The organism is Planomonospora sp. ID82291, from assembly GCF_015711645.1.
Lineage (GTDB): Bacteria > Actinomycetota > Actinomycetes > Streptosporangiales > Streptosporangiaceae > Planomonospora.
This window is the reverse complement of the sequence record NZ_JABTEX010000003.1, coordinates 849319-862364: the sequence shown is the minus strand read 5'-3', so window position 1 is coordinate 862364 and position 13046 is coordinate 849319. Positions and strand designations below refer to the sequence as shown.

At 72.7% G+C, this 13046-nt stretch carries 14 protein-coding genes; 12 read left to right on the top strand and 2 right to left on the bottom strand.

Features of this window, described 5'->3' with window-relative positions; all coding sequences use genetic code 11:
- The first annotated feature begins 14 nt into the window (after positions 1-14).
- The 7 genes from HS045_RS23065 (at position 15) to HS045_RS23035 (ending at position 7744) form a co-directional block, all read left to right on the top strand.
- Positions 15-1334 (top strand): replication-associated recombination protein A, encoded by a 1320-nt coding sequence (locus HS045_RS23065; RefSeq protein WP_307827655.1) that lies wholly within the window; start codon positions 15-17, stop codon positions 1332-1334.
- Positions 1335-1455: 121 nt separating this feature from the next.
- Positions 1456-1848, top strand: coding sequence for a DUF948 domain-containing protein (locus tag HS045_RS23060; RefSeq protein WP_196453490.1), 393 nt, complete (start codon positions 1456-1458; stop codon positions 1846-1848).
- The gene (locus HS045_RS23055) at positions 1845-2099 is read left to right on the top strand and encodes a hypothetical protein (RefSeq protein ID WP_196453489.1); all 255 of its coding nucleotides are present in this window, start codon (positions 1845-1847) and stop codon (positions 2097-2099) included. The genes HS045_RS23060 and HS045_RS23055 overlap by 4 nt, the downstream gene beginning before the upstream one ends.
- Before the next feature lies 1 nt (position 2100).
- Positions 2101-4773, top strand: coding sequence for an alanine--tRNA ligase (alaS, locus tag HS045_RS23050; protein WP_196453807.1), 2673 nt, complete (start codon positions 2101-2103; stop codon positions 4771-4773).
- Between the two features lie 71 nt (positions 4774-4844).
- On the top strand, positions 4845-5342 hold the full coding sequence (ruvX, locus tag HS045_RS23045) for a Holliday junction resolvase RuvX (protein WP_196453488.1): 498 nt from the start codon (positions 4845-4847) through the stop codon (positions 5340-5342).
- 384 nt (positions 5343-5726) lie between these two features.
- The gene (gene mltG / locus HS045_RS23040; RefSeq protein ID WP_196453487.1) at positions 5727-6893 is read left to right on the top strand and encodes an endolytic transglycosylase MltG; all 1167 of its coding nucleotides are present in this window, start codon (positions 5727-5729) and stop codon (positions 6891-6893) included.
- Positions 6890-7744, top strand: a complete 855-nt coding sequence (locus HS045_RS23035; RefSeq protein ID WP_196453486.1) for a shikimate dehydrogenase — start codon at positions 6890-6892, stop codon at positions 7742-7744. Before mltG ends, HS045_RS23035 begins: the two co-directional genes overlap by 4 nt.
- Here the strand turns inward: HS045_RS23035 and HS045_RS23030 are convergent.
- A complete protein-coding gene (locus HS045_RS23030; protein WP_196453485.1) occupies positions 7719-8681 on the bottom strand; it encodes a hypothetical protein in 963 nt (320 codons plus the stop codon). The two genes, HS045_RS23035 and HS045_RS23030, sit on opposite strands and share 26 nt — an antisense overlap.
- Positions 8678-9073 carry a PadR family transcriptional regulator gene (locus tag HS045_RS23025; protein WP_230884542.1) on the bottom strand — a complete coding sequence of 132 codons (396 nt, stop codon included), beginning with the start codon at positions 9071-9073 and terminating at the stop codon, positions 8678-8680. Before HS045_RS23025 ends, HS045_RS23030 begins: the two co-directional genes overlap by 4 nt.
- A gap of 354 nt (positions 9074-9427) precedes the next feature.
- Between HS045_RS23025 and infC the strand changes: the two genes are divergently transcribed.
- The 5 genes from infC (at position 9428) to HS045_RS23000 (ending at position 12852) form a co-directional block, all read left to right on the top strand.
- Positions 9428-10045, top strand: a complete 618-nt coding sequence (infC, locus tag HS045_RS23020; protein ID WP_307827687.1) for a translation initiation factor IF-3 — start codon at positions 9428-9430, stop codon at positions 10043-10045.
- Between the two features lie 130 nt (positions 10046-10175).
- On the top strand, positions 10176-10370 hold the full coding sequence (gene rpmI, locus HS045_RS23015; RefSeq protein WP_196453484.1) for a 50S ribosomal protein L35: 195 nt from the start codon (positions 10176-10178) through the stop codon (positions 10368-10370).
- Between the two features lie 23 nt (positions 10371-10393).
- Positions 10394-10774 carry a 50S ribosomal protein L20 gene (gene rplT, locus HS045_RS23010; RefSeq protein WP_068895365.1) on the top strand — a complete coding sequence of 127 codons (381 nt, stop codon included), beginning with the start codon at positions 10394-10396 and terminating at the stop codon, positions 10772-10774.
- A gap of 111 nt (positions 10775-10885) precedes the next feature.
- A complete protein-coding gene (locus HS045_RS23005) occupies positions 10886-11719 on the top strand; it encodes an RNA methyltransferase (protein ID WP_196453483.1) in 834 nt (277 codons plus the stop codon).
- Between the two features lie 50 nt (positions 11720-11769).
- Positions 11770-12852, top strand: coding sequence for an ATP-binding protein (locus tag HS045_RS23000; protein ID WP_196453482.1), 1083 nt, complete (start codon positions 11770-11772; stop codon positions 12850-12852).
- Positions 12853-13046: the final 194 nt, after the last annotated feature.

The following is a 13046-nucleotide window of genomic DNA, read 5'->3' as shown; positions in this document are numbered from 1 at the left end:
GGTACTGTCGGGGAGTGGACAGCCTGTTCGATTCGGCGGCGGAGGAGGCGCACCGCGGCCAGGAGCCCCTCGCGGTGCGCATGCGCCCGCGCTCCCTGGACGAGGTGGTCGGCCAGCGCCACCTGCTCGGCCCGGGGACCCCGCTGCGCCGGCTGGTCGAGGCCGAGGCGCCGATGTCCCTGTTCCTGTGGGGGCCGCCCGGCACCGGCAAGACGACCCTCGCCTACGTCGTGGCGGGGGTGACCGCGCGCCGGTTCGTGGAGGTGTCCGCGGTGTCGGCCGGCGTCAAGGAGGTCCGCGCCGCCATCGAGCAGGCCCGCCGCGAGCTGGGCATGTCCGGGCGGCAGACCGTGCTGTTCGTCGACGAGGTGCACCGGTTCAACAAGGCCCAGCAGGACGCCCTGCTGCCCGCGGTGGAGAACCGCTGGGTCACCTTCATCGGCGCGACCACGGAGAACCCGTTCTTCTCGGTGATCTCCCCGCTGCTCTCCCGCTCCCTGCTGCTCACCCTGGAGCCCCTGTCCGGCGACGACGTCCGCACGGTGCTGGAGCGGGCGACCGCCGACCCCCGGGGCCTGGACGGGCGGGTCCGGCTCACCCCCGAGGCCGCCGATCACCTGGTCCGGCTGGCGGGCGGGGACGCCCGCCGCTCGCTCACCTACCTGGAGGCCGCCGCGCTGATCGCCGACGGGGAGATCACCGTCGAGACGGTGGAGCGCGCGGTGGACAAGGCGGCCGTCCGCTACGACCGCCAGGGCGATCAGCACTACGACGTGGTCAGCGGCTTCATCAAGAGCATGCGCGGCTCCGACGCCGACGCCGCCCTGCACTACCTGGCCCGCATGGTCGAGGCGGGGGAGGACCCCCGGTTCATCGCCCGCCGTATCATGATCTTCGCTTCCGAGGACGTCGGGATGGCCGACCCCACCTGCCTGCAGACGGCGGTGGCCGCCGCCCAGGCGGTGGAGTTCATCGGGCTGCCGGAGGGGCGGCTCAACCTCGCCCAGGCGGTGATCCACTGCGCGCTGGCGCCCAAGTCCAACGCGGTGATCACCGCCGTCGACGCGGCCGCGGCGGACGTGCGCCGCGGGGACATCGGCCAGGTCCCCGGCCACCTGCGCGACGCCCACTACCCGGGAGCCGCCAAGCTCGGCCACGGACAGGGCTACCGCTACCCGCACGACTTCGAGCACGGCCTGGTCCGCCAGGACCACCTGCCCGAGCCGCTGCGCGGCCGCCGCTACTACCGGCCCACCCGGCACGGCGCCGAGGCGGGCTTCGCGGACCGCTGGGCCAGGATCCGCGCCTTCCTCCGGGGCGGCCAGGGCGGTTAGGCGGTCCCGCCGCCGGTTCCTCCGGGCCTCCGGCGTCCGCCGTGACGCGGCATGCGGGGGGAACGGGGCGCGGCACGATAGGGTCGTGCCGTTCCAGCCGGGTAGACAGGGAGATCGGCGCATGCTTACCGCAGGAGAGGTCGCCGGCCTGATCGTGGCCGTGGCCTGGGTGGTCCTGGTCTGCTTCCTGGCCGTGGTCCTGCTCAAGCTGTCCCGGCTGCTCACCGAGACCACCAAGATGGTCTCCGAGCTGAGCGACCGGGCGGTGCCGCTGCTGGAGGACGCGGCCGTCACCGTCACCGAGACCAACCGCCAGCTCGTCGCCGTCGAGGCCATCGTCCGCGACGTCAAGCAGGTCAGCGGGCACGCGGCCCGGGTCAGCGGGGTCGCCCAGGTGCTGGTGACCGGCCCTATGATCAAGGTCGTGGCGCTCGGCCACGGCCTGCGGCGGGCCATCGGCGCCCGCGGGCGGGCCGCGTCCGGCGCCCGGGCACTGGAGAGGCGGCGGCGATGATCCGGAGACTGTTCTACCTGTCGCTGGGCGCGTTCGGCGCGCTGTGGGTCAGGCGTAGGCTGGCCGAACTGCACCCGAACCACCTGGCGCGGCGCGCGGCCCGGGGCGCCTCCGGCCTGCTGGACCAGGCCCGCGGCGTGGCCGCGGACGCGCTGGACGACGCGGCCCGCAGGGAAACCGAGTTGCGGTCCCGGTTCGGGCTCGACAGTGTGGACGACACCTATCACTACGACGTAAAGGATGGCCGCTGACATGGAGTCGGCAGAGATCGCCCGCCGCTTCCTGCGCTTCTTCGAGGAGCGTGGGCACACCGTCGTGCCCTCGGCCAGCCTGATCGCCGAGGACCCGACGCTGCTTCTGGTCCCCGCGGGCATGGTCCCCTTCAAGCCCTACTTCCTGGGCCAGCGCACGCCCCCCTACAAGCGGGCGGCGAGCGTGCAGAAGTGCGTGCGCACCCCGGACATCGACGAGGTGGGCAAGACCACCCGGCACGCCACCTTCTTCCAGATGCTCGGCAACTTCTCCTTCGGCGACTACTTCAAGGACGACGCGATCCCGTTCGCCTGGGAGCTGCTGACCCGCTCCGAGGCCGACGGCGGGTTCGGCTTCCCCGAGGACCGGCTCTGGGTCACCGTCTACCACGACGACGACGAGGCCGCCGAGCTGTGGAACAAGAAGGTCGGCGTGCCCGCCGAGCGCATCCAGCGCCGGGGCATGGCCGACAACTTCTGGTCGATGGGCGTGCCCGGCCCCTGCGGCCCGTGCACCGAGATCTACTACGACCGCGGCCCGGAGTACGGCCGCGAGGGCGGTCCGGTCGCCGACGAGAACCGCTACCTCGAGGTGTGGAACAACGTCTTCATGCAGTTCGAGCGCGGCGCGGGCGGCGGCAAGGAGGGCTTCCCGATCCTCGGCGACCTGCCCGCCAAGAGCGTCGACACCGGCATGGGCCTGGAGCGCATGGCCGCGATCCTGCAGGGCGTCGACAACATCTACGAGATCGACACCACCTACAAGATCCTCGACCGCGCCGCCGAGCTCACCAAGACCCGCTACGGCCGCGACGAGCGCGCCGACATCAGCCTCCGCGTGGTCGCCGACCACGTCCGCACCGGCACCATGCTGGTCGCCGACGGCGTGCTGCCCGGCAACGAGGGCCGGGGCTACGTGCTCCGCCGCATCCTGCGCCGCTCGATCCGCAACCTGCGCCTGCTCGGCTCCGGCGAGGAGCGCTACATGCACGAGCTCACCGCCGTCGCGATCGACGTGATGGGCGAGCTGTACCCCGAGCTCAAGGCCGACGCCCCGCAGGTCCACGGCGTCATCGACGCCGAGGAGGCGTCCTTCCTCGGCACGCTGCGCACCGGCACCGCGATCTTCGACGCGGCGGTGGAGGAGACCAAGCGCAAGTCCGCGGCCGTCCTCTCCGGCGACCAGGCCTTCCAGCTCCACGACACCTACGGCTTCCCGATCGACCTGACCCTGGAGATGGCCTCCGAGCAGGGCCTCAAGGTCGACGAGGAGGGCTTCCGCCGGCTGATGAAGGAGCAGCGCGACCGCGCCAAGGCCGACGCCGCCGCCAAGAAGACCGGCAACGCCGACATCTCGGTGTTCGGGCAGATCCTGGAGAAGGCCGGCAAGGTCGAGTTCCTCGGCTACGACCAGGTGAGCGCCGAGTCCGAGGTCGTCGGCCTGCTCGTCGACGGGGCCTCCGTCCCCGCGGCGGGCGCGGGCAGCACGGTCGAGGTCGTGCTGGGCCGCACCCCGTTCTACGCCGAGGGCGGCGGCCAGCTCGCCGACCAGGGCGTCATCCGCGCCGACGGCGCCGAGGTCGAGGTCGTGGACGTGCAGTCGCCGGTGGCGGGCCTCGTCGTGCACCGCGGCACGGTCCGCGGCGGCGAGATCCGGGTGGGCGACCCGGTCCAGGCCGAGATCGACGTCGAGCGCCGCCGGGCCATCTCCCGCAGCCACACCGCCACCCACATGGTGCACCGCGGCTTCCGCAACGCGCTGGGCGAGACGGCGGCGCAGGCCGGTTCGGAGAACTCCCCCGGCCGCTTCCGCTTCGACTTCACCGCCTCCGGGGCCGTGCCGCCCAGCGTGCTGCGCGACGTCGAGGACGAGGTCAACGCCATCCTCATCAACGACCTGCAGGTCAACGCCTTCCACACCTCCCAGGCCGAGGCCCGGGCGATGGGCGCGCTGGCCCTGTTCGGCGAGAAGTACGGCGAGACCGTCCGCATCGTCGAGGTCGGCGACTACTCCCGTGAGCTGTGCGGCGGCACCCACGTCGCCAGCTCCGGCCAGCTCGGCCTGGTCAAGGTGCTGGGCGAGTCCTCGATCGGCGCCGGGGTGCGCCGCGTGGAGGCCCTGGTCGGCCTGGACGCCTTCCGCTTCCTGGCCCGCGAGAGCGTGCTGGTGGCCCAGCTGTCCGAGCAGCTCAAGGCCCGGCGTGAGGAACTGCCCGAGCGCATCGAGGGCATCGTCACGCGGCTGCGCACCGCCGAGAAGGAGCTGGAGCGGCTCCGCTCGGCCCAGGTGCTCGCCGTCGCCGGCGAGCTGGCCGCGGGAGCCCGCGACGTGCACGGGGTCTCCGTGGTGACGCACCGCGCCCCCGACGGCACCTCCGCCGACGACCTGCGCAAGCTCGCCCTGGACGTGCGGGGCCGCTTCCCCGCCGACCGCGCCGCGGTCGTCGTGGTCGCGGGCGTGCCCGGCGACCGGCCGGTCGCCGTCGCGGCGGTCAACGAGGCCGGGCGCGGGCGCGGCCTGAAGGCGGGCGCGCTGGTCGGCGTGGCCGCCAAGGCGCTCGGCGGCGGCGGCGGCGGCAAGGACGACGTCGCCCAGGGCGGCGGGGCCCGTCCCGAGGCGATCGGCGACGCGCTCGGCGCCGTCGAGCAGGCGATCGCGCAGACGCTCGCCTGACGGCCGGCGCCCCGACGGACGGACGGCGCCCGCGCACCGGACCCCGGTGCGCGGGCGCGGGAAAGAACGGCATGAGAAACGGCATACGGCTGGGCGTCGACGTCGGCTCGGTGCGCATCGGCGTGGCCCGCAGCGACCCCTCGGGCCTGCTGGCCACCCCGGTGGAGACCGTACGGCGCGGCAGGGGCGACCTGGAGCGGCTCGCGGAGCTCGCGGCCGAGCACGAGGCCGTCGAGGTCGTGGTCGGCCTGCCCACCTCGCTCTCCGGCAGGGAAGGACAGGCCGCGGAACTCGCCCGCGCGTTCGCCGTCCGGATCGCCGCGCGGCTGGCGCCCGTCCCGGTGCGGCTGTTCGACGAGCGGCTCACCACGGTCACCGCCCAGCAGGGCCTGCGGGCCAGCGGCGTGAAGGCGAAGAACCAGCGCGGGGTGGTGGACCAGGCGGCGGCGGTCGTGCTGCTCCAGGCGGCCCTCGATGCCGAGCGCGCCACCGGCAGGGCGCCGGGCAGCCCCGTGGCGGCGCCGGACGGCCGGCCCGGCGGGGAGAGCGGCGGTCCGGCCGGCCGATGACCGGTCCGGCGGGCGGACGACCGGCCGGTGATCGGCAGGTGATCGGCCCGCCCGTGCGCGTGGGCGACACCGTACTCTTTGTGGGGGTCACACTCAGATCGAGTTGGTTGGTATCGGTTTGTGGCTGTAGATCCGGAGCATAGAATCGCGAAATTCCTTGACGAAGAGAGTGAGTTGGCGGGATACCGGGAAGAGCTGAGCAGATACCTCGGGGCAGGCTGATGCCCGGAGGAGGATTCGCCGTTCCCCGCAGCCGGGCGGCGCGCATCAGGACATCGGGGGCGAAGACCCGGTGGACCTGGATGTTCAGCTCGGTGAAGCTCCACGGTTCGGAAGATTCACTTGACGCCGGACCGTCCGTGCCGGGAGATTGGCCAGCGAATCATGAATGACCTTGACATGGACTTCCTGGTCGGCGCCGAGGACGACGACGGTCGGTCGCGGCGCCGGTCGCGCGCGTCCTCGGGGCGCGACGGCGGCAGGCGTGGCCGCCGCCGCAAGCGGCGCCGGAACAAGGGCGGCTTCCTGGCCCCCATGCTCGCGCTGCTCATCCTGGTGGGCGGCATCGGCGCCGGCGGCTACTACGGCTACACGTGGCTGAGCGACGTGATGACCCCGGACGACTACACCGGTCAGGGCACCGGCGAGGTCTCCGTGGAGATCACGGCGGGGCAGAGCGCCACCGACGTCGCCCGGACGCTGGAGGAGCAGGGCGTGGTCAAGAGCGCCAAGGCCTTCACCAACGCCATCGCCGCGGCCGGCAAGAGCTCCTCCCTGCAGCCGGGCACCTACACCCTGCGCAAGCAGATGTCCGCCGCCGCGGCGGTCGCGCTCCTCGACCCGAGCAAGCAGCTGATGGACCGGGTCACCCTCAAGGAGGGGCTGCGCCTGACGGACACCCTCACCACCCTGGCCAAGGCGACGGGCCGGCCGCTGAAGGACTTCCAGCAGGCCGCCAAGAACGCCAAGGCGCTGGGCCTGCCCGGCTACGCCAGGGGCAGGCTGGAGGGCTACGCGTTCCCCGCCACGTACGACATCACGCCCAAGATGTCGGCCGCCGACATCCTGGCCGCGATGGTCGAGCGCTTCCACGACACCGCCGACAAGGACAAGCTGGTCGCCGGGGCCAAGGAGCTCGGCCGCACGCCGCACGAGATCATGACGATCGCCAGCATCGTCCAGGCCGAGGCCGGCCGGGTCAGCGACATGGGCAAGATGGCCCGGGTCATCTACAACCGCCTGGAGAAGGGGCGGGAGCTGGAGATGGACAGCACGGTGTTCTACGGGCTGAACAAGTACGGCATCGCCGCGACCAGTGCCGAGACCGAGAGCACCTCGCCCTACAACACCTACGCCAGGACCGGGCTGCCGCCGGGGCCGATCAGCAACCCCGGCGACCACGCGATCCAGGCCGCGCTCAACCCCCCCGAGGGCGACTGGTTCTTCTTCGTGACCACCGACCCGGCGCGGCGGCTGACCGAGTTCGCCGTGACCGAGACGGAGTTCATCCGGCTCAAGGCCAAGTTCGAGAGGAATCGGGCGGGCGGATGACGGAGTCCGTGCCGGAGGCCGTGACGAGGGCGGCGGTCCTGGGATCGCCGATCGCCCACTCGCTCTCGCCGTACCTGCACCGGGCCGCCTACGCGGCGCTCGGCCTGGACGGCTGGAGCTACGAGGCGATCGAGTGCGACGAGGCGGCCCTGCCCGCGCTGCTCGGCGGGCTCGGTCCCGGATGGGCCGGGCTCTCGCTGACCATGCCGCTCAAGCGGGCGGTGCTCCCGCTGCTCGACACCGTCTCCGACCTCGCCGTCGAGGTGGGCGGAGCCAACACCGTGGTCCTGTCCGGCGGCGCCCGGCATGGCGACAACACCGACGTGTACGGCATCGTGCGGGCGCTGGCCGAGGCCGGGGTGGCGCCGCCCCGGTCCGCGGTGGTCCTGGGCGGCGGGGCGACGGCCGCCTCCGCGCTGGCCGCCCTGCGCGAGCTGGGCCTGGGCGAGGCCACGCTGGTGGTCCGCGACCCGGCCAGGGCGGGGGAGACCGCCGAGGTGGCCGAACGGCTGGGCACGGCCCTGGCGGTGCAGACCTTCGACAAGCTCGACGCGGTCCTGGACGCGGACCTGGTGGTCTCCACCCTGCCGTCCGGGGCGGCGGACGGTTTCGCCGGCCTGGTGGCCGCCCGCGTCCCCGCGGTCTTCGACGTGGTCTACGCCCCCTGGCCCACCCGCTTGGCGCACGCCGTACGGCGGGCCGGCGGGACCGTGGTCGGCGGCTTCCCGATGCTGCTGCACCAGGCCGTCCGGCAGGTCGAGCTGATGACCGGCCGGACGGATGTGCCGGTGGAGGCGATGCGGGCGGCCGGTGAGGCGGAGATCCTCAGACGAGCCGGTCGGGCGAGCTGACCGTCCCGGAGCCGTACGGCCGAAAGCCGCGCCGGGCAACGACGAAGACGACGGCCAGGAGCATCGCCTCGACCGCCATGACGAGCGGTTCGCCGGAGGAGAGCAGGTCTGCCGGGCGGTATCCCGCGACGGCGAGCAACAGCGGGGCGAGCAGCACGATGCCGCGCCGCCCGGTCGCGTGGCGGCTGGCGGTGCCGCAGGCCATCGCGGTCAGCAGGGGCAGGAGCAGACCGGCGAGGCCGTGACCGGGCGCGGTGATCAGTGAGAGGGCGGAGACGGCGCTCAGCGCTGCGACGGTCGCGGCCGACCAGCGCAGCAGCGTCCGGTGGCCGATCGACCGCGCACCCGAGGCGGGATCGGGGGCGGCCGTCAGCAGGAGCGCGGAGACGACGAGCGGACCGGCCCGTTCCGCGACCATCCCGGGAGTGAGGGGATCCACCGAGTAGGTGCCTGGACCGAGAGAGGCGATCACGTCCAGGGCCGCCCACACGAAGGCGGCGGTTCCCGTGCCAGCCCAGAGCCACGCGCAGGCCGCCGCGCCCCAGCGGGGACCGCGCAGCGCCAGGGCCACGACGAGCGCCTGGGGGAGCAGGAACGCGAGCTGGATCAGCGTGTAGGACGGCGGGAGGCCGCCCGCCGAGGCCAGGAGCCCGGCGACCGAGCCGAGCTCGGTGACCAGCAGGGAGAGCGGTGCGACGACCGCCGCCGCGTTCAGCGCGTCCCGCCACAGGGGGGCCGATCCGCGGCCGAAGGCGTGGCGCAGGCGGATCTTCAGGGCGCCGAGCAGCAGGTCGGCCGCGTCGCGGAGGCCGGGACGCGTCTGGCCGGACCGGGCCGACGCGAGCAGGACCGCGATCATCTCCTCTTCGTGCCGGGCGCGGTGTTCGGGCGGATACCAGGCGAAGAGCCTGCGGTAACGGTCCTCCAGGTCGGTCACGCGGCACCCCCCGCGAGCCCGCGGCCGGAGAGTGCGCCTCCGGCGAGGCCGTGGAAGGCCGCGCCGCCGGCGAGGCGGGCGCGCAGCCGGGTGGTGGCGACCTCGGTGTGCCGGCGGAGCCGTTCGGTCTCGGCCGTCAGGCGGGCGCCGCCGGAGTCGGTCAGCCGGTAGTAGCGGCGGACGCGACCGTCCACGACCTCCTCGCGGTCGTCCGCGATGAGCCCCTCGGCCTGGAGCCGGTCGAGGGCGGCGTAGAGGGTCCCGGCACGCAGGACGACCCGGCCGGCGGAGATCTCCCGCACGTCGGTGATCACCCCGTAGCCGTGCTGGGGGCCTGCGGCGAGGGCCGTGAGGATCAGGAACGTGGGCTCCTGCATCGGACGTTCGCTCATGTGATCTTTATATATCGACCATCTGTATATCGACAAGGGGATGATTCGGAGGTCGCGCACGGTTGTGGTAGTGTGACTACTCGATCGGTCCGGCATGCCTGCCGGACGCGCAAGCGGAGGTCTCCCTCCCACCTGGTCGGCCGCGAGGTCGGCAGGTCAAGGATCACTCCGGCTGACCCCGGAGGGCTTACGGCGTAGGGTTCGTGAGTCCATGTGGCCCCGCATGCGCGACGTGCGGGGCACTTTGCGTTCCACGCCCTCCCGCGTGAGGGTGCGCATGCGCGACCTCCCGGCACGATCGAGCACGTGGCAGCCGCCCGCCGAAGGGCGGCGGATCGCAACCTAGGAGGCCCCATCAGCGCCGAGCCCCGCATCAACGACCGTATTCGTGTGCCCGAGGTGCGCCTCGTCGGCCCGAACGGCGAACAGGTGGGCATCGTCTCCATCGGCGATGCTCTGAAGCTGGCTCAGGAGTCCGACCTCGACCTCGTCGAGGTCGCGGCGACGGCTCGCCCGCCTGTGTGCAAGCTCATGGACTACGGCAAGTTCAAGTACGAGTCGGCCATGAAGGCACGCGAGGCGCGCCGGAACCAGGCGTACACGATCATCAAGGAGATCAAGCTCCGGCCGAAGATCGACCCGCACGACTACGAGACCAAGAAGGGTCACGTGGTGCGGTTCCTCAAGGCCGGGGACAAGGTCAAGGTCACGATCATGTTCCGCGGCCGGGAGCAGTCCCGGCCCGAGCTGGGCTTCCGGCTCCTGCAGCGGCTGGCCGAGGACGTCACGGAGCTCGGCTTCGTGGAGTCCCAGCCCAAGCAGGACGGCCGTAACATGATCATGGTGATCGGCCCGCACAAGAAGAAGGCCGAGGCCAAGGCCGAGAAGGCGGCGGCCAAGGCGCAGCGCGGCGGAGAGTCTGCGGGGACCGAGACGCCCGTCACCGACGAGGCGGCCGCTCCGCAGGAGTGACTCGCATAGCCTGAACGCTCAGGCGGCCGCGAGAAGAATCCGGGACCGGGTCCGGTCTCGCAGTCAGGCATGCCCTTGACTCGGGTCACCGGCCCGGGACATCGGCGCGATCGAGGGAGATACGGCTGAGATGCCGAAGATGAAGACGCACAGCGGTGCGAAGAAGCGGTTCCGGGTCACGGGCTCCGGCAAGATCAAGCGGCGCCGCGCCAACCGCGCGCACTACAACGAGTGGAAGTCGTCCACCCTGACGCGCCGTCTCAAGCCCGAGGTCGTGCTGTCCGACGCCGACTCGAAGAAGATCAAGAAGCTGCTCGCTAAGTAACGATCCCGGGGAGATAGATACACATGGCACGCGTGAAGCGGGCGATCAACGCCAAGAAGAAGCGCAGGGTCGTTCTCGAGCGGGCGAGCGGTTACCGGGGCCAGCGGTCGCGTCTGTACCGCAAGGCCAAGGAGCAGATGCTCCACTCGATGACCTACGCCTACCGGGACCGCAAGGACCGCAAGGGCACCTTCCGCCGTCTGTGGATCCAGCGCATCAACGCCGCTGCCCGCCAGAACGGCATCACCTACAACCGGCTCATCCAGGGTCTGCGCCTGGCCTCCATCGAGGTCGACCGCAAGATCCTCGCCGACCTCGCGGTGAACGACGCCGCCACGTTCGCGACGCTGGTCGAGGCCGCCAAGAAGGCGCTCCCGGCCGACGTGAACGCGCCGGTCGCCTGAGACCGGGACACACGGGTCGCCGGCCGGGTCCGGCGCCGTTGAGAACGCGGTCCGCAGCGATCACGCTGCGGGCCGCGTTCGCATGTACGCGGGTTCTCTCGAGGGACGGGTATGGCGGGTTCTGAGCTGACGAACATCAAGTCGCCGCGGGTCAAGGCCGCGAGACGGCTGACCAAGCGGGCCTTCCGGGACCGCGACCGGTCCTTCCTCGCCGAGGGGCCGCAGGCGGTCCGCGAGGCGCTGGCCCTGGACGACGTCGTGGTGGAGCTGTTCACCACGGCCGAGGCCGAACTGCGGCACGCCGAGATCGTCTTCGCGGCGCGGGCCGCGGGGATACCGGTCCTGCGGACCAGCGGGGAGGTCATGGCCGAGCTCGCCCAGACCGTCACCCCGCAGGGCCTGCTGGCGGTCTGCCGCTTCGTGCACGTGCCGCTGGAGCGCGCCGTCGCCGCCGGCGCCCGCCTGGTCGCGGTCCTGGCGCACGTCCGCGACCCCGGCAACGCCGGGACGGTGCTGCGCTCGGCCGACGCCGCCGGCGCCGACGCGGTGGTCTTCACCGACGCCTCGGTCGATCCCTACAACGGCAAGTGCGTCCGGGCCAGCGCGGGCAGCCTGTTCCACCTGCCGGTCGCCACGGGGGCGCCGGTGGCGCAGGCGGTGGCCAGGCTCAAGGAGTCCGGGCTGCGCGTGCTCGCCGCCGACGGCGCGGGAACGCGCACGCTGGACGACGTGGACCTGTCCGGGCCGACCGCGTGGCTCTTCGGCAACGAGGCCTGGGGGCTGCCCGAGGAGCTCCTGCGGCTGGCGGACGACGTCGTCCGGGTGCCGATCTACGGCCGCGCCGAGAGCCTCAACCTCGCCACCGCGGCGGCGGTGTGTCTGTACGCATCCGCCCGGTTCCAGCGCGCCGGTTCGCCCCCGGCCCCCGGGCCGAGGCTGCCGTAGGACGCGGGAAACCCGCTATTGTCGGCCTTGGAGTCCGAGGAGGCGGGGTCGTGCACGGCGAACACACCGACGAGCGGGGCGCTGACTCCCCATGCGCGATCGGCGTCGACGACCTTCCCGACGGCCTCGTGGTGACCGACCGCGACGGCCACGTGCTGACCGTCAACCGCGCCGCCGCCCGCCTGACCGGGATCACCCGGGAGCGGGCCGTCGGACGCCACGTGCGGGACGTGTTCTGCCTGCAGGACCAGGACGGCCGCGACTGGTGGAAGTGGCTCGACCCGTACGGCGGGCTGCCCACCCGCACCCGCCAGCCCGAGCTCCCGCTGCGCACCCCCGGCGGTCAGGAGCTGCTCGTCGCCGTGCGTCTGGTGCGCCGGCCCGAGCGGGGCGGTGAGGTCGTCCGCGTGGTCGTCACGATGCGCGACGCCGGAGCCCGCGCCCGGCTGGAGCGCAGCCGCGCCGACCTGGTCTCCACCGTCGCCCACGAGCTCCGCTCCCCGCTGACCAGCGTCAAGGGGTTCACCGCCACGCTCCTGGCCAAGTGGTCGCGCTTCACCGACGACCAGAAGCTGGTCATGCTGGAGACGGTCAACGCCGACGCCGACCGGGTGACCCGGCTGATCACCGAGTTGCTCGACGTCTCCCGGATCGAGTCGGGCCGGCTGGAGATCCACCGGCAGGTGGTCGACCTGCCCGCCCGGGCACGCCGGCTGATCGCCGGGCGGGTCGCCGCCGGAGAGCCGGAGGACCGCTTCCGGCTCCAGGTGGACGGCGAGCTGCCCGAGACCTGGCTCGACCAGGACAAGATCGACCAGGTCCTGGCCAACCTGCTGGAAAACGCGGTGCGCCACGGCCGGGGTACGGTGACAATAGCCATGGAGCCGAACGAATGGGGAGTCACCGTGTCCGTCCGTGACCAGGGAGAGGGCATCCCGCCCGAGCTGGCCACGCGCGTGTTCCGGCAGTTCTGGCGGGGCAACGCCCGCCGCCGCGGCGGCACCGGGCTCGGCCTGTTCATCGTCAAGGGCCTCATCGAGGCGCACGGCGGCACCGTGTCCGTGCAGCGGGGCCCCGAGGGCGGGGCCGAGTTCCGATTTACCGTGCCCACCGGCACCCCCGACTTCGCCTGAACGGCGGAGGCACGCGGCCCGGTGGGCACTCTGACGCCGGTCGTGCACGCCCGCCCCGCGCCGCGGGAGGATTACCCCGGCCCGCCCGGGATTCCCCGGCGGGGCCCGACCGCTTCAGCGACTAGACTCGTGGCCGCTCAAGCCCTGGATTCGGAGCTCTCTCTTGTCTAACTACGACCCGGTCGAGGTGACGC